The sequence below is a fragment of the Burkholderia sp. Ac-20353 genome (assembly GCF_017104785.1).
Classification (GTDB): Bacteria; Pseudomonadota; Gammaproteobacteria; order Burkholderiales; family Burkholderiaceae; genus Burkholderia.
The window spans coordinates 22,143-40,265 of the sequence record NZ_JAAGPL010000041.1; the positions used below are offsets into that span (position 1 = coordinate 22,143).

17 protein-coding genes are annotated in these 18,123 nt (G+C 63.9%); 8 read left to right on the forward strand and 9 right to left on the reverse strand.

The annotated features are described in order from the left end of the window. The first annotated feature begins 322 nt into the window (after positions 1-322). Positions 323-1,747: a PLP-dependent aminotransferase family protein gene (locus G3N94_RS14750; protein ID WP_205793188.1), complete on the forward strand. Its 1,425-nt coding sequence runs from the start codon at positions 323-325 to the stop codon at positions 1,745-1,747. A 63-nt stretch (positions 1,748-1,810) separates the two neighbouring features. Here the strand turns inward: G3N94_RS14750 and moaD are convergent, their stop codons facing one another. The 5 genes from moaD to fdhD all read right to left on the reverse strand — a co-directional run bounded on the left by moaD (position 1,811) and on the right by fdhD (position 6,207). Beyond that, a complete protein-coding gene (gene moaD / locus G3N94_RS14755; protein WP_205793190.1) occupies positions 1,811-2,068 on the reverse strand; it encodes a molybdopterin converting factor subunit 1 in 258 nt (85 codons plus the stop codon). A gap of 50 nt (positions 2,069-2,118) precedes the next feature. Next, positions 2,119-2,685: a molybdenum cofactor biosynthesis protein MoaE gene (locus G3N94_RS14760; RefSeq protein WP_205793192.1), complete on the reverse strand. Its 567-nt coding sequence runs from the start codon at positions 2,683-2,685 to the stop codon at positions 2,119-2,121. A 56-nt stretch (positions 2,686-2,741) separates the two neighbouring features. After that, the gene (gene moaA, locus G3N94_RS14765) at positions 2,742-3,848 is read right to left on the reverse strand and encodes a GTP 3',8-cyclase MoaA (protein WP_205793194.1); all 1,107 of its coding nucleotides are present in this window, start codon (positions 3,846-3,848) and stop codon (positions 2,742-2,744) included. 259 nt (positions 3,849-4,107) lie between these two features. Continuing rightward, the gene (gene glp / locus G3N94_RS14770) at positions 4,108-5,322 is read right to left on the reverse strand and encodes a gephyrin-like molybdotransferase Glp (protein ID WP_205793196.1); all 1,215 of its coding nucleotides are present in this window, start codon (positions 5,320-5,322) and stop codon (positions 4,108-4,110) included. Positions 5,323-5,328: 6 nt separating this feature from the next. Next, on the reverse strand, positions 5,329-6,207 hold the full coding sequence (gene fdhD / locus G3N94_RS14775) for a formate dehydrogenase accessory sulfurtransferase FdhD (protein WP_205793198.1): 879 nt from the start codon (positions 6,205-6,207) through the stop codon (positions 5,329-5,331). Positions 6,208-6,646: 439 nt separating this feature from the next. Between fdhD and G3N94_RS14780 the strand changes: the two genes are divergently transcribed. The 7 genes from G3N94_RS14780 to G3N94_RS14810 all read left to right on the forward strand — a co-directional run bounded on the left by G3N94_RS14780 (position 6,647) and on the right by G3N94_RS14810 (position 12,861). After that, complete coding sequence (locus G3N94_RS14780; protein WP_205793199.1) at positions 6,647-8,047, forward strand: cytochrome ubiquinol oxidase subunit I; 1,401 nt, start codon at positions 6,647-6,649, stop codon at positions 8,045-8,047. Positions 8,048-8,050: 3 nt separating this feature from the next. Then, positions 8,051-9,058 carry a cytochrome d ubiquinol oxidase subunit II gene (cydB, locus tag G3N94_RS14785; protein ID WP_205793201.1) on the forward strand — a complete coding sequence of 336 codons (1,008 nt, stop codon included), beginning with the start codon at positions 8,051-8,053 and terminating at the stop codon, positions 9,056-9,058. Positions 9,059-9,199: 141 nt separating this feature from the next. Further along, positions 9,200-10,120 carry a bestrophin family ion channel gene (locus G3N94_RS14790; RefSeq protein WP_205793203.1) on the forward strand — a complete coding sequence of 307 codons (921 nt, stop codon included), beginning with the start codon at positions 9,200-9,202 and terminating at the stop codon, positions 10,118-10,120. A gap of 107 nt (positions 10,121-10,227) precedes the next feature. Continuing rightward, complete coding sequence (locus G3N94_RS14795; protein WP_205793205.1) at positions 10,228-10,650, forward strand: hypothetical protein; 423 nt, start codon at positions 10,228-10,230, stop codon at positions 10,648-10,650. 339 nt (positions 10,651-10,989) lie between these two features. Then, positions 10,990-11,184, forward strand: coding sequence for a hypothetical protein (locus G3N94_RS14800; RefSeq protein ID WP_205793206.1), 195 nt, complete (start codon positions 10,990-10,992; stop codon positions 11,182-11,184). A gap of 91 nt (positions 11,185-11,275) precedes the next feature. Then, positions 11,276-11,770 (forward strand): VRR-NUC domain-containing protein, encoded by a 495-nt coding sequence (locus G3N94_RS14805; protein WP_205793208.1) that lies wholly within the window; start codon positions 11,276-11,278, stop codon positions 11,768-11,770. Continuing rightward, positions 11,770-12,861: a type VI immunity family protein gene (locus tag G3N94_RS14810; protein WP_241021854.1), complete on the forward strand. Its 1,092-nt coding sequence runs from the start codon at positions 11,770-11,772 to the stop codon at positions 12,859-12,861. Before G3N94_RS14805 ends, G3N94_RS14810 begins: the two co-directional genes overlap by 1 nt. Before the next feature lie 281 nt (positions 12,862-13,142). Here G3N94_RS14810 and G3N94_RS14815 read toward each other — a convergent pair whose 3' ends face one another. From G3N94_RS14815 to G3N94_RS14830, 4 genes are all read right to left on the reverse strand, one after another. Continuing rightward, on the reverse strand, positions 13,143-13,427 hold the full coding sequence (locus G3N94_RS14815; protein WP_205793210.1) for a hypothetical protein: 285 nt from the start codon (positions 13,425-13,427) through the stop codon (positions 13,143-13,145). A 476-nt stretch (positions 13,428-13,903) separates the two neighbouring features. After that, on the reverse strand, positions 13,904-14,635 hold the full coding sequence (locus G3N94_RS14820) for a hypothetical protein (protein ID WP_205793212.1): 732 nt from the start codon (positions 14,633-14,635) through the stop codon (positions 13,904-13,906). A 13-nt stretch (positions 14,636-14,648) separates the two neighbouring features. Further along, positions 14,649-15,029, reverse strand: a complete 381-nt coding sequence (locus G3N94_RS14825) for a hypothetical protein (protein ID WP_205793232.1) — start codon at positions 15,027-15,029, stop codon at positions 14,649-14,651. Between the two features lie 782 nt (positions 15,030-15,811). After that, on the reverse strand, positions 15,812-18,091 hold the full coding sequence (locus G3N94_RS14830; protein WP_205793214.1) for an FdhF/YdeP family oxidoreductase: 2,280 nt from the start codon (positions 18,089-18,091) through the stop codon (positions 15,812-15,814). Positions 18,092-18,123 lie beyond the last annotated feature (32 nt).

Genomic DNA, 18,123 nt, shown 5'->3' on the forward strand with positions numbered 1-18,123 from the left:
ACGCCTATCCGGCGCATCTCCCGCCAGTCATCCGGCCCTTCATCCGACCACACCGCCGACCCCATCGGGTATTTCATAAGACATACAGTTCGTACACACCTTGGCTGTTTGCCTAAACTGTACTCTTGCGGGCACGATGAATGTGTGCGCTCGCGGGCGACTGTTCTGCTTTTACTCTTCCATCATCTAAAGCACAGCGCCGCAGGTCCCGGGAGATCGGGCTTGCGGATGCATCTTCACGAGAGCCCACCATGATGGAACAGGCAAAACCGAACGGCAGGATCGCGACGCATCGACAGCCGGCCGCGGCAGGGAGCGCGCGATGAAACTCTACGAAAAGCTTGCGGACGACATCGAGCGCCTGGTCCGCCAGGGCGTGTACCGGCACGGCGACCGGATTCCATCGGTGCGGCAGGCGAGCCAGCAGCATCGGCTCAGCATCACGACGGTCCTGCACGCGTACCTGCTGCTCGAAAGCCGCGGCCTGCTCGAAAGCCGGCCGCAGTCGGGCTACTTCGTCAACCTGCGTCGCGACGACGGCAACGGACAGGTGCGCGACCTGCGCCCGTCGAAACCGATCGCGATTTCGTCATCGGTCGACGTGAGCCGCCTCGTGCTGTCGACGCTGCGCTCGATCGGCGTCGACGACGCGGTGCCGCTCGGCTCGCCGTATCCGGACCCGAGCCTGTTTCCGTTCGAGAAGCTGAACCGCTATGCGTACGCGGCCGGCCGCGACAAGTCGCTGTGGGGCGTGACGGAAGGGCTGCCGCCCGGCCATCCACGGCTCGTGCGCCAGATCGCGCGCCGCTACCTGGAAAACGGCATGTCGGTCGATCCGAACGAGATCATCATCACGGTCGGCGCGACGGAGGCGATCAACCTGTGCCTGCAGGCGGTCGCGAAACCCGGCGACGTGATTGCCGTCGAGTCGCCGACCTTCTACGCGATGCTGCACGCGATCGAGCGTCTCGGGATGAAGGCGATCGAGGTGTCGACGCATCCGGAGTACGGGATCGACATCGCGGCGCTCGCGGCGATCGCGAAGTCGCAGCCGATCGCCGCGTGCATGGTGATGCCGAACTTCCAGAACCCGCTCGGCTTCCAGATGCCGGACGAGCGCAAGCGCGAGCTGGTCGAGTTCGCAGCGAAGGCCGAGCTGCCGATCATCGAGAATGGCGTGTACAACGAACTGTATTTCGGCGATACGCATCCGAGCACGCTGAAATCCTATGACAGGAAGGGGCTCGTGCTGCATTGCTCGTCGTTCTCGAAGAGCCTGACCGCCGCGTACCGGATCGGCTGGGCGTTGCCGGGCCGCTACCGCGACCAGGTCGAGAAGCTGAAATTCCTGAACACGCTGGCGACGCCGTCGCTGCCGCAGCTCGCGATCGCCGAGTATCTCGAACGCGACGGCTACGAGCATCATCTGCGCCGGATCCGCAAGGCGTATGCGCAGCAGGCGAACCTGATGCGCGCGATCGTGTCGCGGTTCTTTCCCGAGGGCACGCGCATTTCGAGCCCGGCCGGCGGCTACGTGCTGTGGATCGAACTGCCGGCGAAGGTCGACGCGATGCGGCTGTATCAGCTCGCGCTCGAGCAGGGGATCACGATCGGGCCCGGCTACATGTTCTCGATTTCCGACAGCTACCGGAATTTCATCCGGCTGAACTACAGCAGCCCGTGGTCGAGCCAGATCGAGCAGGCGGTGATCACCGTCGGCAAGCTCGCGGCGATCTGCGCGCGCTGAACGGTGGAAAGCGATGCGCGTCACGGCGCGCATCGCACGTCGCACCACACCCAGCGGCGTCGCTCAACCGCCGGTGACGGGCGGGAAGAACGCGATCTCGCTGTCCTCGTGCACGACGAACGTGCCGTTCACCATCTCGTGGTTGACGGCGACGCGCACCGGGCGATCCCGGTGCAGCGCTTCGGCGGTTTGCTCGTCGCGCGTGGCGAGCGAGTCGCGCAACGCGTCGACGGTGAGTTCGGCCGCATCGATCTCGACGGTTTCTTCGTCGATGCGGAGTTGTTCGCGAATGCTCGCAAAGTACTTGATCGTCAGTCTCATGGTGGCTCGTTGCCTGAAGGAAAAAGGCGGAAAGAAAGGCGGCGGGCGTATCAGCCCCACCGTCGCATCGCCTGGTCGTCGCGCGCCTTGGCCTCGACCCATTCGGCCGTGCCGTCGTGCCGGATTTCCTTTTTCCAGAACGGCGCGTGGGTCTTCAGGAAGTCCATCAGGAACTCGCACGCGTCGAACGCCGACGCGCGATGCGGCGCGGCGACGACCACCAGCACGACCGGCTCGCCGAGTGCGATCCGGCCGATCCGGTGAACGATCCTGACCGCTTCGAGCGTCCAGCGCGCGGACGCTTCCTCGACGATGCTCCACAGCGACCGCTCGGTCATGCCCGGATAGTGCTCGATTTCGAGCGCGACGATGTCGTCGAAATCGCCGGTCTGGCGCACGACGCCGAGGAAATTCACGACCGCGCCGACGCGCGGGTTGCGCGCGATCGGCATGATCTCCGCGTCGACGTCGATCGACGCGTACTGGACACGCACCTCGAAGCCGGCGGCGATTGCCGGCGGCGCATGAACGGGCCGCAGCGCGCTGTCGTCGCCGCAGCGGTGATCGGCATGTGCGGGGTCGTCCGGTACGGCGGGCGAATCGATCGATGACGTCATGATTGTTCTCCAGAGGGCGGCGCTTCCTGCGTCGTTCGGCATCCTTCGATAGCGTGTCAGCCGCCGACGAGCGACATGCGCACGGTCGGATACGCTTTCCCCGGCCGCCGCGCGGGCCGGGCCGCGCGCAACGCCGAGTAGCGGTCGTCGCGGCGCAGCCAGCGGTCGCGGATCGCGGCGCTCAACGGTTCGAGCGGCACGGTGTTGGCGAGCCACGGCCTCAGGTCGGTGCCGTGCGTCGCGAACAGACAGGTATAGAGCTGGCCGTCGGCGGACACGCGGGCGCGCGTGCACGTGCCGCAGAACGGATGGGACACGCTGGCGATGAAACCGACTTCGCCGGCGCCGTCAGCGTGGCGATGGCGGATCGCGGTGCCCGCGTGCAGCTCGGCATCGTCAATCGGCAGCAGCGGATACGCGGCGGCGATCGTGTCGCGCATCTGCGCGGCCGTCACCACCTTGTCGGCCGACCACGACTGCGCGCCGCCGACGTCCATGTATTCGATGAAGCGCAACGCGACGCCCGTGTGCCGGAATGCACGCACGAGCGGCAGCAGCTGGCTGTCGTTGACGCCGCGCTCGATCACCGCATTGACCTTGACGGGTGCGAGCCCGGCCGCCTGCGCGGCGTCGATGCCGGCCAGCACGCGGGACACGGGGACGTCGACGTCGCTGATCCGGCGGAATACCGCGTCGTCGATCGCGTCGAGGCTCACCGTCACGCGGGCGAGGCCCGCGTCGCGCAGCGTGCGCGCTTTCGCGGCAAGCAGCGAGCCGTTCGTCGTCAGCGCGATTTCGACCGGCTTGCCGCTCACGGTCGTCAGCGACGCAAGCGATTCGATCAGCGCTTCGAGCCCGCGCCGCAACAGCGGTTCGCCGCCGGTGATGCGGATCTTCTCGACGCCGAGCGCGACGAACGCGCGCGCGATTTTGCTCAGTTCATCGAACGAAAGGCGTTCGGATGGCGGCATGAACGCGTGATCGCTGTCGAAGCTGTCGCGCGGCATGCAGTACGTGCAGCGGAAATTGCAGCGATCGATCACGGACAGCCGCAGATCGCGCAGCGGACGCTCGAGCATGTCGGCGATGCCGGGTAGGGCGACTGCCGCCGCGCCGCGGTTCGATGCGGAGTCGGTCGGCGTGACGAAATCGATGACGTTCACGATCGTTCCGTTGGCCTGCGCAGGTTGAGAAAGGCGGAGCGCCCGACGGTGCGCGTGTCGTGCGGACAGGACGCGCGCAGGCCGAGGCAGGCTCCTTGCCGGAGGATAGATCGCCGGGTGCTCGAAGCAGAGGCACAATCCCGGCCGATTTGCAGGAATACAGTTGGTTGGCGGCACGCGGTGCGCACACCGCGAAAACCGTGCAATGCAGCGGCCGGGATGGCGCCGCGTTGCAGCATGGCCACGCGTGCCGCTGTCGTCACGCGAGCCATCGCGCGAAATCGTAGTACGGCAGCGCGTCGCCGCGCGCAATTGCGCGGCCTGCGGGCAGCCGGACGAGACCGCTCGCGTCCGCGAGCGACTGCAGCGTTCCGGCGCCTTGCTGCCGCAGCGTATCGAGCACGGGCTGCCCGTTCGCTGCGACGCGGCAACGCACCCGCAAGAAGCGGTCGCGTGCGTCGTCCGGCTCGATGTCGGCGTTGAACGGCAGCGATGGCGCGATCGGCAGGCGTTCGTCGCGCCGCTGCAGGCAGCGGATCAGTGGCGTCACGAACAGCGCGAACGTCGTTAGCGCGGCGCCCGGGTTGCCGGGCAGCAGCACGACCGGCTTGCCGTCGAGCCGTGCGAGCGCGACCGGCTTGCCGGGTTTCATGCGGACGCCGGACAGCACGAACGACGCGCCGATCTCGGTCAGCACGGGGCGCAGGAGATCCTTGTCGCCGACGGACGCGCCGCCGACGCAGACGAGCAGGTCGCAGTGCGCGATCAGGTCGCGCAGCGCGTGGTCGACTGCGTGCCGCGTATCGCGCGCATGCGCGGCCCGCGCGACGACGGCGCCGGTGCCCGCGACGAGCGCGGCCAGCATCGGCGCGTTGCTGTTGTAGATCTGCTGCGGCATCCGCAGCTCGCCGCACGCGACGAGCTCGTCGCCGGTCGTCAGGATGCCGACACGCAGCGCGGCATGCACGTCGACCCGGGCGATGCCTTGCGCGGCCGCGATGCCGACGTGCGCGGCGTGCAGGCGGGTGCCCGCCGCCATCATCACGTCACCCGCGCGCAGTTCCTCGCCGCGCCGGCGGATGTGCGTGCCGGCGCGCGTGCTCGCGTCGAAGCTCACGTACCCGTCCTGCTCCCGTGCGTTCTCCTGCATGATCACCGTATCCGCGCCCGGCGGGATCAGGCTGCCGGTGAACAGGCGCGCGGCGCAGCGCGGATCGAGCGGCAGCGGCACGTCGCCCGCGTAGCAGCGCTGCGTGACGCGCAACGGCTCGCCGCTCGCGAGGTCGGCGTGGCGTACCGCATAGCCGTCCATCGCGCTCTGGTCGGCCGGCGGCTGGTCGAGCACGGCGGTCAACGGTGCGGCGAGGATGCGGCCCGCCGCATCGGCGATCGGGATGGACGTGCAGACGAATGGTTGCGCGAACGCGTGCGCGAAGTGCTGCTGTGCGGTGTCGAAATCGATGGAGCGCATCATTGCCGGTTACCCGTCCACGGTTGCAGGGGCGTCGACACCGTCGACGTATTCGACGAAACCGCTGCCGCGGCAAAAGCCGAGCAGGCGGATGCCGGCTTCGCGCGCGACGTCGATCGCAAGCGATGTCGGCGCGGAGATCGTCGCGATCATCGGGATATCGACGCGCGCGGCCTTGCGAACCAGTTCGTAGCTCGCGCGGCTCGACAGGAACACGAAGCCCGTGCGCGTATCCGTTCCGGCGCGCGCGAGCCGGCCGATCAGCTTGTCGAGCGCGTTGTGCCGGCCGACGTCCTCGAAGACTTCGACGACCGTGCCGTCACGGTCGCACCATGCAGCTGCGTGAATGCCGCCCGTGTCGCGCATCAGCGCCTGATGCGCGGGCAGTGCACGCGCGGCGCGCGCGACTGCTTCCGCGCCGATCCCGGCCGCCGCGCCGGCATTCCGGATGCGCGCGGGATGCAGGTCGAGCTGCGCGATGCTTTCGATCCCGCACACGCCGCAGCCGGTGCGGCCGGCGAGTGCGCGGCGGCGGCCCTTCAGCGCGACGAACGCGCGCTGCGATACGGTGAGGTGCACCACCGCGCCGTCGGTCGCGCCGTTGGTTGCGCCGATTGCCGCGCTGTTTAGCGTGTACTCGCTTTCGATATCGTAGATGTCCGACGCACGTTCGACGATGCCTTCGCTGAGCGCGAAGCCGACGCCGAATTCGTCGAGATCGATCGGCGTCGCCATCATCACCGCATGCGAGATGTCGTTGAACACGAGCGCGACCGGGCATTCGTCGACGACGCGGTCAACGACCCGTTCGAGCCCGTCCGGACGATGGCGCGTAACGTCGCGCGCAACGCTGCCGGTCGGCTCGGTCAGCATGGGGCGTGGCTGCATGAGTGTCCTCGCGATGATGCCGGCGTGCATCGCCGCAGCAGATGCCTGAGCAGATGCGCGACGCCGGCGAATGACGGGGGCGGCGGCGAGCGCCGATGACCTGCGCCGGTTGCCGCGAACCCGAACCAGGCAACAGCGTACGGGCGATCGGACGCGATGTGCGTGCACAGCACGGCGACCGGAAAAGCAGTACAGCTGACGGCCTCGGCGGCCCCACGCACGGTTTCGATGTACACATCGAACGGGGCGCCACGAGCACAGTTCGCGGGTGCCAGCGTTTGATTGCGAGCGACGTTCGAATCGCGCTATCGTCGATCACGCTTCGATGCCGGATGCGATGCACGCGCGTGTCGACGGGGCCGCACCACGCGGCTGCCGGACCATCGCGGGATGGTCCGCATCGGACGCACGTCTCCACTATCACGGGCACATATCGGTCATGGAAATCTTCGACGCCTTTCACCTGGCGCGATTGCAGTTCGCGTTCACGGTGTCCTTTCATATCGTGTTCCCCGCGATCAGCATCGGCATGGCGAGCTTTCTCGCGGTGCTCGAGTGGCGCTGGCTGGCCACGGGCGACGCCGCCTACAAATCGATGTTCCAGTTCTGGTCGAAGATCTTCGCGGTCGGCTTCGGCATGGGCGTCGTCTCCGGCGTCGTGATGGCCTACGAGTTCGGCACCAACTGGAGCGGGTTTTCCCGCATCGCCGGCAACATCACCGGGCCGTTGCTGACGTATGAAGTATTGACGGCGTTCTTCCTCGAGGCCGGCTTCCTCGGCGTGATGCTGTTCGGCTGGAACCGCGTGAGCCCGCGCGCACACTTCTTCGCGACGCTGATGGTAGCGGTCGGCACGCTGATCTCGACGTTCTGGATTCTCGCGTCGAACAGCTTCATGCAGACGCCACAGGGCTTCGCGATCCAGAACGGCATCGTTGTCCCGGTCGACTGGTTCAAGGTGATCTTCAATCCGTCGTTTCCGTACCGGCTCGTGCATATGACCATTGCCGCGTTCATCGTCGCGGGCTTCATCGTTGCCGCGTGCGGCGCATGGCATCTGCTGAAGGGCCGCCGCGACGAGCCCGTCAAGCGCACGTTCTCGATGGCGCTGTGGATGCTGCTGCTGCTCGCGCCGGTGCAGATCGTCGTCGGTGACGCACACGGCCTCAACACGCGCGAATACCAGCCAGTGAAGATCGCGGCGATCGAAGGGCTGTGGGAAACCGAGAAGGGCGGCACCGCGCTGAACCTGTTCGGCCTGCCCGACATGAAGGCGGAAGTTACGCGCTACGCGGTGCAGGTGCCGCACCTCGGCAGCCTGATCCTCACGCACAGCTGGAACGGCGAGATCCGCGGGTTGAAGGAATTCCCGCCGCAGGACCGCCCGAACTCGTCGATCATCTTCTGGACGTTCCGGATCATGGCCGGCCTCGGGATGCTGATGCTGCTCACCGCGCTGCTCGGCCTGCTGCTGCGAAAGGGAGGCCGACTCTATGAAACGCGCTGGTTCCAGTGGTTCGTGCTGTGCATGGGGCCGTCGGGCATCGTCGCGCTGCTCGCCGGCTGGATCACGACCGAGGTCGGCCGGCAGCCGTGGACGGTCTATGGCGTGCTGCGGACCGTGGATTCGGTCGCGCCGCTCGATGCGCAGCAGGTCGGCGTGTCGCTGCTGATCTTCGTCGTGGTGTATTTCCTCGTATTCGGAACGGGTGTCTATTACATGTTGAAACTGATGAACCACGGGCCGGCCGCGAACGCCGGGTACATCGAACTGCACCGGCATCCGGGGCTGCGCAAGAGCGCACTGTCCACGCCGCTGGACGTTACCGAAGCGGAGTAAGCCATGCACATCGATCTTCCTGTCGTATGGGCCGCGATCATCGCGCTCGGCGTGTTCATCTACGTGGTGCTGGACGGCTTCGATCTCGGCATCGGCCTGCTGTTTCCGTTCTTCGACGCGAAAGCCGAGCGGGAAGTGATGCTCAATACCGTCGCGCCGGTCTGGGACGGCAACGAAACGTTTCTCGTGCTCGGCGGCGCGGGGCTGTACGGCGCGTTCCCGGTTGTGTACTCGACGCTGCTGCCGGCGAATTATCTGCCGCTGATTCTGATGGTCGTCGGGCTGATCTTCCGCGGCGCTGCATTCGAGTTGCGCGCGAAGGCCACCCGCACCCAGCACATGTGGGACCTTGCGTTCATCGGCGGCTCCGCGCTCGCGGCGTTCTGCCAGGGCGTCGTGCTCGGCTCGCTGCTGCAGGGCATCAAGATTGCCGACGGCCGGTTCGTCGGCGGCCCGTTCGACTGGCTGTCGCCGTTCAGCCTGTTCTGCGGGATCGGCGTGGTCGCGACCTATGCGACGCTCGGCTGCGGCTGGCTGATCCTGAAGGTCGACGGCGAACTGCAGCGCAAGATGCGCCTGCTGATGAAGCCGCTGACGGGTGTGCTGCTCGGCGTGATGGGCGTCGTCAGCCTGTGGACCGTGATCGGCCTGCCGGCCGTCGCGCATCGCTGGTTCGGCAGCGGCGACCTGGGGTGGTTCCTGCCGGTGCCGGTGCTGGTGCTTGCATGCGTGTGGGGCATCTTCCACACCGTGCGGCGCCAGCATGAAGCGACGCCGTTCCTGCTGACGCTCGCGATCTGCTTCCTCGGCTACACGGGCCTCATCATCAGCATCTGGCCGAACATCGTGCCGCCGTCGCTGACGATCTGGGATGCGTCGTCGAGCCATTCGAGCCAGCTCTTTGCGTTGGTCGGCACGGTGATCGTGCTGCCGATCATCCTCGTCTACAACGCGCTGCAATACCGCGTGTTTCGCGGCAAGGTGCGGGAAGGAGAGGGCTACCACCACTGACGCCGGCGGGCGCAGGCATCGTGGCGGGACCCGTGCCGAAGCGGCCGGGTCCTGCCGCACCATCAATCCGGCCCCGCGATGCGGGGCCGGTTTCGTTACGCAAGGGCAATGCGGCCGCGCCGCGTCCCGCTGAGACAGATCATGATCGTCAGACCGAAACAAAACTGGTTGCAGATGCTGTTCGTGTGGAACGGCTCGGTGTTGCAATCGATCATTCCGCAGCTGGTTTTCATGGCGATCGTCAGCACGACTGCGGTCTTCACGAACGGCCGGATCTTCGGAGAGAAGATTCCGCTCAACACCGCACCGTTCACGCTGTTCGGGCTCGCGCTGGCGATCTTCCTCGCGTTCCGCAACAACGCGAGCTTCGAGCGCTTCAAGGAGGCGCGGCACCTGTGGGGGGATGTGCTGATCGCGTCGCGCGCGTTGACGTCGCAGATGCGGCACTATCTGCCCGAGCACGTCGATGACGCCGTGCGCAACCAGACGACCGATCTGCTGATCGCATTCGTCTACGCATTGAAGCATCAGTTGCGCCACACCGATCCGTCCGAGGACCTGACGCGCATCCTCGGGCGCGCGCGCACCGACGCGCTCGCCCGCAAATGCTACAAGCCGGTCGCACTGCTCGACGAGGTTCGCGGCAGTCTGACGCGAATGCTGGCGGGCGCGCCGGATGCCGGCACGACGCGCTGGATGTTCGACGAGCAGCTCAACCGGCTCGGCAACGCGGTCGGCGGCTGCGAGCGGATCGCATCGACGCCGATCCCGTTCGCGTACAGCGTGCTGCTGCATCGCACCGTCTATGCGTACTGCGTGATGTTGCCGTTCGGGTTGGTCGATTCGACCGAGTTCTTCACGCCGCTGATCTGCGTGTTCATCTCGTATACGCTGATCGCACTCGAGGCGATCGCGAACGAAGTCGCCGAACCGTTCGGCCTCGCGCCGAATGCGCTGGCGCTCGACGCGATCACGCGGACGATCGAGCGCTCGGTGCTCGAACTGTGTGGCAATGAGCTTCCGAAGGAGGTCGCTCCGAGCGACACCTACCAGTTGACCTGACTATACGAAGATCAATTCAACGCCATTGCTGGCCGGGTCGTTGAAAACGCGCGCATGCCATAATTCGCCGATTCCTGAGCTACCGAACGCATCGTGTCCTACGCGAAATGATTTTGATCAGATCACTTGCCGCCGCCTGCCTGTTGCTGGCTGGATGTATTGCTACAGCGCACGCCGAGACGTACCCGCCAGAAGTATCGAGAAACATCGACAAACTCCAGTCCAAATGTGCCCGCAAGTCCAGCGATCCCAAGGCGCCAGCCTGCATCGAATACAAGGCCACGTTAGCCCGCACCATTCCACCCGCCGTCCAGGCACTGATGCATCAGGAAGAAGCGGTCGATGACAAATGCCGGAACGGCCCGTCACCGGGACTATTGCCTGACGGGCAATATGCTCCGGGAAGCGCCTGCGCACAACGCGAACAGCTGATGAAGACCATTCATCAGCACGGCTGGTGCTGGGGTCATACGGACATGGATAGCTACCATCCGGGTTGGGTGATCTGTCATCCCGGTGAATGGCAGTAAGGCCGCCCCAATAGCGGGACAAGGTGCCGCAAGGCTGCGGAGGCGGATTGCTGGTCCAGTCCGAGAGGCCCGATGACCAGCAACGTGCCGCTCGGAACCCGGTCCAAGCCGGACGACCGCAATCCTGACTCGCCCAGGTCGATGCTGCTGGCCCAGCCGTTGCCGGCGTGCGCGTTCCCCCGCCCTGAGAAACGCGGGGGCCACGGGGCAATGGCAGCGACCGTCGACTATGGAACGACTGTTACAGCCACAATGTTTTGACGGCACGGCGACACGCGGACGGGTTGAATCCGCAGGCGAACACCGACAGTCCGCCCAGCGTTCCCCCGGTGATCCCCGATGAACAAAAAAATGACGCGTCAGACGACGCGCCATTCTCATATCAGCGGCTCGCGGCATGCTCCCCTGTCGTGCCAGTCGCCTGGCGGTGCCACGATCTCGGGTCAAACGGACGTGAACGGCTTCACGCAGTGGCACGACTTCGCCGAGCCGGCTTCGATTATGTTTCAAGGCACGGGGGGAACCGAAACGTGAGCGACACGAAGTGGTCGATCGGAGGAACGGCGCAGGGAGAGGGCGAGACGAGTAGGGTGTACCTCAATTCGTTCGACCGCCTACGCCGATCATGAGCTCGCGCACGCCGAACAAAACGCATGGTTGGCTACCTCAATGGATTGAAGACAACTGGGTGGGAGAATACAAGCGCGGTATCGGCAACGTTCGGATCCCCGACGTGGTAATCGTCAAGGATCCCGCTAAGGAGCCGACGCAGGATAACCTCGATGCGGTGGTCGAGATGAAGTTCAAGGGCGACTCGTATTCGACGCGGCACCAGAAGCAGGACGAAGACATCGCCGGCCCCCACGCGTCTGCTGTCCTGTTGACGCCGGCGGATTGTGGGTGTCCCGACGACGATGAGAGGAAGCAGGCCGAGACCGGCGAGGTCCCGGTGTTCGGGCCGGCTCCTCGCGACGCTTCAGATGGCGCGTCGAAGGCCGCGCCTTGGAGTCCTTTTGACGAGCTCGATCCCGCTACAACGCGTTCGCGAAGTGTCTTCGGCCCGCGGCCGCCCGCTGGTATCGCGCCGTCTGCATCACCTGCCCTGATTCCGGTACTCTGATGACCATGGACGAACAAGCATTGATCGAGTGGGCGAAGAAAGCCCAGACTGACGCCCTGTTGAAAGGGGGCATGCTACTTCCCAAGCAACGTCACGACTACATCGGCGCTGCGATGGTCGTGCGCGCGGCACTTTTCTTTCCTAATGCGTATCAAGAAAGCGTGCAGGATGAGATTGCGAAGTGCTTCGCAGCGTATTCGGCCTATGCTGGTTCGCGCCTTCGCTGGTTGACGCAAGACGGTCGAAAGCCCGTGCAGCTGAAGGACGGACAGGTCGATCCGAATGTGTTTCGGCCGCGGGGTGACGCGGGGGTCACGGCTTATCTCTCGTCCGGCGAGAAAGCAGAGGATGCTGGACTGTGGGAGTTCCGCGTTTTCGGGATTTTTGACTATGAAGAAACGATGCCGGAAGGCGGCGCCAGCACGCTGACTTTCTCGGTTCCCGTCCCGTTTTTGGTCGCCTATCCGCAGGCGTTTCAGCAGTTGTTCGTCGACTTCGCGAAGCGGCTGAACGTCTACAACGGTTATGCAGGTTTCGCGGTGAATTTGAGCCTGCCGGAAGCTGAAGCCAACACCCCGACAGAGTACTGGTTGGCGAGACGTTACATCGCGCTCGATGTGGGGAATCCGCTGTTGAACGCAACGCACCTGAGATCCAAAATCAAAACGGTTTCGTGGCTCACCTGCTTGAACAAGGCATTGTTGGAGCAGGTCGGAGGGATCTCCGCGTTGCGAAACGAGCTACCGCCTGATCGGTTCGCGCTATACGACGTGAATGGTGGGGTTGTGATTCAGGCCGGTCCGGAGCCGGAGTCCGGGGCCTCTGCCGACGAAGCGGGCAAGGGGCCGTCAGTGGCACCGGCGAATTATGTCGTTCTCAACAACGCGCTGAAGGCCGTTCGAGCCGAGACCGTTTGGCGCCTTCAACGAGGCTTGATGGGGTCTACTGCGCCGTATTTTGATACGACGGCCGAAAGCGATGCCTGGCTGCGGCGATTCGACGTGAACGACAGCGAGCTGCTTGACTACAAGGCGAAGCTACTGAAGCTGCCGCGTTTATCAACAGCGACCGTGTTGCACGATCGTCTTTGATGCATCGCGCAATGCAGTAGGTAACAGTGCGCAGGACCGCTTAGACGCGTAGAGGTATCAACAAAACTCCGTGCCGTCGTCGGCAGCGCCCCGAGTAGCTCGGTCCGGTCGACGAGCTTGCTCGCGATCAGGTGCCGCACTTGCCCCTCGACCAGCACCGAGAATGGCGTCGACGGGTGGTTTCGGTGGCTGTTGCCGAAGCGAAGCGGCCCTTTAGTGATTTTGCAAGCGGTCATTCGATCGACCAACCACGGTCTTTGTTGTCAACAATCCGACGATGTCTATAAGCCGACAAACATGACAAATCCTTTCGCCCACACGAGTCGGCCGATTTGATCCACTTTCCAATAGACTTCCGCGGACACACCGTAAGACAGGAAGCCCTCGCCTTTACGGAAAAAGTCGGCAGCGTGAATCGACCGGTCTGTCGTGCAGACACCGTCAAGGCGAAATCCTTGTTCAGCAAGGGTACTTTCGAGTTTCTGAGCATCCGATCCAGGAGGGAAACCGGCATTCAATCGGGCGTCAAGTTCAGGCGATGTTCCAAGCCGCCCCATGGTTTTCAACGTTTCCTGTCCGGTCCTGTTCTTAGGCGGGCACGCGCCCCAGTAACCGCCACTCGCCGTCACGTTTTGCAATAGGGCAGGCCACTTGTCCTGTTCCTGCTTGCAAGCACCAAGACACAGGCAAAGAATAAATGTCGCAGCAATCGAAATGTACGAGTGAAGACTGGATCGCATATTCGTGCCCCCTTGTCTCAAGCACTTTGTTCTAGTTGCGTCTCGATTGCTTGCTGGCGATGTACGTTTCCCAGCCCCGTGAGAACTGGACTGATTGTTACCGATCTCTCCGATGCTGTCGATTGACCGCTTCTGGCCGAACTCGGAAGTTCGGCGCTGGGTGCCGGTCGTGCACTGCAGCACCTGCCGCCAACTTCCGTATCCGTGTCGAGCCGGACGTTCGATTTTTCGGTAAGCAGACGTTCGTAGCATCGCCCATGCAGATGCTGAGGCGATCCCGAGACAAATGCCGCGTCTCCTGTCTACCCGATGCTCCCGCGGTATTTCTGTTGCAGCAATACATGCATATCGTTTTCTTCGCTGGAATAGCCGAGTAGGGATCCTTCTAGCCTTTCGAAACCCTCGCTCCATCCACAGCACTTCGACGTTTCGAGCAACAGCAAATATGCGTTGATCCGCCATGCTTCTCCGGGTGCAGCGTAGAGCACCCTCCTTATCTGACGCTCCACCTCGATCCCTGATGGCTCAAAATACTCGTGTTTCACAAAGCGGCCCGCTGCCACGAAGGCGTCGAACTTTGCCTCGGGAAAGCGCCTTGAAGGTTTGCCGGACGATCCGTCCTCGTCTACGAAAGCGCTGAACGGCTTGCGCCCTTCGAGCATCAGCAACAATTCGCGGTTCGTGTGAAGCAGGTACGGATGCTCGTCGTGTTCCTCCGTGAGTCTTAATTTGGCCAATCCGTCGCGATCCATTCGGATGTCATAGGCCTCGCTGAGCAACTCGATATCCCGCTCGTCCAACTCATAGCACTCCCAAGGCTCGAAGGAGTCGATCCTCAAGATCCTGCAAAGATCTGAAATATCCCGAACATCAAAGCTGTGCGTCTGGACAATGCTCTCCGTCTCTCGGTCGTAAATTTCGACCACGAGCCTCGCTGGGCCTCTGACGCCGCGTTCGTTACGATCGTTTTCGCCTGTCATTGGATTGGCCTTGCTAATCATTGAGAGGGAGAAGCGGACGAGATTTGGCAGCACGGCTCAAGGTCACCTACCGTGTCCTGTAAATCTCCATTTTCCAGTCGAGCAACAATTCGGCGATTCGCCTGGAATGTTCAGGTCTTGCTTCTAGGTCCATCATCTCAGTCGCTACTTCGTCCAAGTATGCTGCGATGGGCGATGATCCCGCTCCCTCCCGCAACATGACAAACACCTTCGGCAGATATCCTTGATACTCGTCCCGTGCCGCGGGGCTGAGCGCAACCCCGATAGGGTCCCAAACGTAATACAAGACTTCATCCACCCTTCGGTACAGTTCCAGTTCGGCTTCGGTCAGCTTTCGCCCCATAGATACCTCACACGTTTCGCCATTGTTGGCGGTCGCGGATTTAACGCCGCTGCTCGATGCTGACAACGACATCGAGAATTGCATCAGTCGCCGTATTCCGCAATCAGGGTGTAGGCTAGATCTTCAAACCCTTCGACACTTTCATCGCCGCGAAAGCAGGAAACATCCATTCGCCCGTCGTCAAAAATGTCGCATTTGGTCCCATCGATAATTTGCCAATTTTGCTAGGTGGTCAGCCCCTATTATGAACAGCACTATCGTCAACGAGATCATTAGACTCGGCGGAGATCCAAGCGACGAGGTTTGGCGCTGGCTGGCGACACGTGGGCCGCATGGAAACTCATTCACTTGGGGACAGACTCGACGAGAACCGCCGGGTTATGTAGGCGTGGATCTCTTGCGGCGAGTCGTTGAAGAATACTCACAAACCACCCCGGATTTCAGCGAGAGCGCGCGCGTTGTCGTGCGGGCGGCGTTGGCATCCGAGCAGCCCGGTTTGGTCAGGCGCGCCATTCAAGTCGCGGCGGTAATCGGTGGCCCAAGCGAGATGCACGTGGTCCGTCAGCTTGTTGATACCCCGCAAGGTGAAATCGCCGCTGACGCCAGAGCGTGCGTTTTCTATCTCACAAAGATTAGAGCGTAAGATGCGGGCAGCGCCCGTCTGCGGTCCCGGGCGAAGATAGTTACCTGTCGGCAGTGTCGACGATCTGAAGCTGTCTTGCGAACGGCCGAAACTGGCCGAACACCGAGAGTCCGCCCCGCGTCCCCCGGTGATCCTCGATGAACAAAAAAATAGCGCGTCCGACGACGCGCCATTTTCATATCAGAGGCTCGCGGCATGACCCTCTGCCGCGAGCCGTCCGTCGTCAGACCGTGGCCGAACGCGTCACCCGAACCGGCACCGACTTGTACGACGGCGTGCCGCTTTCCTTGTCGATGTAGTCGAGCGGCACCAGCACGTTCGCTTCCGGATAGTACGCGCCGACCGACCCCGGCGCGATGTCGTACTCGATCGCGGTGATCTTCTCGAGGCGGCGCGTGCGGCCCGACGGCGTGACCGTCTCGATGTCGACCAGGTCGCCGTGCTCGAGCCCGTACTTCGCGAAGTCCGCCGGGTTCATGAACAGCACGTCGCGACGCCCGAACACGCCGCGATAGCGGTCGTCCAGCCCGTAGATCGTCGTGTTGTACTGATCGTGGCTGCGCAGCGTGATCAGCCGCAGCACCTGCTCGGCGCCGAGCACGTCCGCGTCTTCCTTCACGCCCGTGTACACCGAGAACATCGCCTTGCCGGTCGGCGTCGGCCAGACGCGCTCGGTCGGCGGCAGCGGCAGGCGGAAGCCGCCCGGCGTGCGGATGCGCGTGTTGAACGCCTCGAAGCCCGGAATCGTCCGGTCGATCATGTCGCGGATGCGGTCGTAATCGGCGATCGCATCGAGCCACTGCACCTTGCTGTTCGGCAGCGTCGCGTGCGCGATCCCCGCGACGATCGCCGGCTCCGAGCGCAGGAACTCGGACGCGGGCTTCAGCTTGCCGGCCGACGCGTGGACCATCGACATCGAATCCTCGACCGTCACCGACTGCGGGCCGCCCGCCTGTACGTCGAGCTCCGTGCGGCCGAGCACCGGCAGAATGTAGGTTTCCTTCGCGACCAGCAGGTGCGAGCGGTTGAGCTTGGTGCCGAGATGCACGCTCAGGTCGAGCTTGCCCATCGCGGGGAACGACTGCTCGGGATCGGGCAGCGCCACCGCGAAATTGCCGCCGAGGCACAGCAGTGCCTTGGCCGTGCCGTCGATCATCGCCTGCATCGTCTGGACCGCGTCGTGCCCGTGGTGTTGCGGCGGGGTGAAGCCGAACACGTCTTCAATCTTCTTCAGGAAGTCCGCGGACGGCTTTTCGGTGATGCCGACGGTGCGGTTGCCCTGCACGTTCGAGTGGCCGCGCAGCGGGCAGATGCCCGCGCCGGGCTTGCCGAAGTTGCCGCGCATCAGCAGCAGGTCGGCGATCAGGCGCACGTTGGCCGTGCCCTTGTTGTGCTGGGTGACGCCCATCCCGTACGTGACGATCGTCGCGTTCGATTTCGCATACGCGAGCGCGACCTGTTCGAGCTGCGCCTGGCTGAGGCCGCTGGCCCGCTCGATGTCGTCCCACGGCGTCGCTTCGAGGTCCGCCGCGAACGCGTCGAACCCTTCGGTATGCGCAGCGATGAACGCGTGATCCAGCACGTTGCCCTGTTCGGCCTCCAGCGCGAGCAGCGCCTTCATGATCCCCTTGAGCGCGGCCGCGTCGCCGCCTGCGTCGACCTGGAAGTAGGTCGACGCGATCCGGGTCGAGCCGAACGACGCCATCTCGATCATGTCCTGCGGATCCGCGAAGCGTTCGAGCGCGCGTTCGCGCAGCGGATTGAACACGATGATCGGCACATTGCGCCGCGAGCACTCGTGCAGCGTGCCCATCATCCGCGGGTGATTGGTGCCGGGATTGTGGCCGATCGCGATGATCAGCTCGCACTTGTCGAAGTCCTCCAGCGACACCGTGCCCTTGCCGATCCCGATCGATTGCGGCAGCCCGACGCTGGTCGGCTCGTGGCACATGTTCGAGCAGTCGGGGAAGTTGTTGGTGCCGTATTCGCGCGCGAACAGCTGGTACAGGTACGCGGCCTCGTTCGACGCGCGCCCTGACGTATAGAACTCGACCTGCTCGGGCGCGAGGCCGCGCAGCACCTCGCCGATGCGTGCGAATGCGTCGTCCCATTCGACTGCGCGGAACGTGTCGGTCGCGCGATCGTAGACGAGCGGGTGCGTGAGCCGGCCCATGTTCTCCAGTTCGTAGTCCGACATGCGCAACAGCGACGACACGGTGTTCGCCGCGAAAAACTCGGGCGGCACGCGCTTGGTCGTCGCTTCCCACGTGACGGCTTTCGCGCCGTTCTCGCAGAACTGGAACGTGGACTTGTGCTCCTTGTCGGGCCATGCGCAGCCGGGGCAATCGAAGCCGTCGGGCTGGTTGGTCCGCATCAGGATGATGGGCGCCTCGAAGCTGTCCATCTGGGTCCTGACGGCATCGGCCGTGGCGCGAAGCGCGCCCCAACCGCCGGCGGGCCCGTCGTACTTCCTGATACCTGGCACTTCGCGTCGATTTGTCATGTTAATGCTCCGTGAGCCGTGCCGGACACGCC

Bases quoted from the DNA above. Each gene is read 5' to 3' on its own strand.
- G3N94_RS14750 (WP_205793188.1), top strand. From the start codon at position 323: ATGAAACTCTACGAAAAGCTTGCGGACGACATCGAGCGCCTGGTCCGC.
- moaD (WP_205793190.1), bottom strand. From the start codon at position 2,068: ATGAGACTGACGATCAAGTACTTTGCGAGCATTCGCGAACAACTCCGC.
- G3N94_RS14760 (WP_205793192.1), bottom strand. From the start codon at position 2,685: ATGACGTCATCGATCGATTCGCCCGCCGTACCGGACGACCCCGCACAT.
- glp (WP_205793196.1), bottom strand. From the start codon at position 5,322: ATGATGCGCTCCATCGATTTCGACACCGCACAGCAGCACTTCGCGCAC.
- fdhD (WP_205793198.1), bottom strand. From the start codon at position 6,207: ATGCAGCCACGCCCCATGCTGACCGAGCCGACCGGCAGCGTTGCGCGC.
- G3N94_RS14780 (WP_205793199.1), top strand. From the start codon at position 6,647: ATGGAAATCTTCGACGCCTTTCACCTGGCGCGATTGCAGTTCGCGTTC.
- cydB (WP_205793201.1), top strand. From the start codon at position 8,051: ATGCACATCGATCTTCCTGTCGTATGGGCCGCGATCATCGCGCTCGGC.
- G3N94_RS14790 (WP_205793203.1), top strand. From the start codon at position 9,200: ATGATCGTCAGACCGAAACAAAACTGGTTGCAGATGCTGTTCGTGTGG.
- G3N94_RS14795 (WP_205793205.1), top strand. From the start codon at position 10,228: ATGATTTTGATCAGATCACTTGCCGCCGCCTGCCTGTTGCTGGCTGGA.
- G3N94_RS14800 (WP_205793206.1), top strand. From the start codon at position 10,990: ATGAACAAAAAAATGACGCGTCAGACGACGCGCCATTCTCATATCAGC.
- G3N94_RS14805 (WP_205793208.1), top strand. From the start codon at position 11,276: ATGAGCTCGCGCACGCCGAACAAAACGCATGGTTGGCTACCTCAATGG.
- G3N94_RS14810 (WP_241021854.1), top strand. From the start codon at position 11,770: ATGACCATGGACGAACAAGCATTGATCGAGTGGGCGAAGAAAGCCCAG.
- G3N94_RS14825 (WP_205793232.1), bottom strand. From the start codon at position 15,029: ATGCAATTCTCGATGTCGTTGTCAGCATCGAGCAGCGGCGTTAAATCC.
- G3N94_RS14830 (WP_205793214.1), bottom strand. From the start codon at position 18,091: ATGACAAATCGACGCGAAGTGCCAGGTATCAGGAAGTACGACGGGCCC.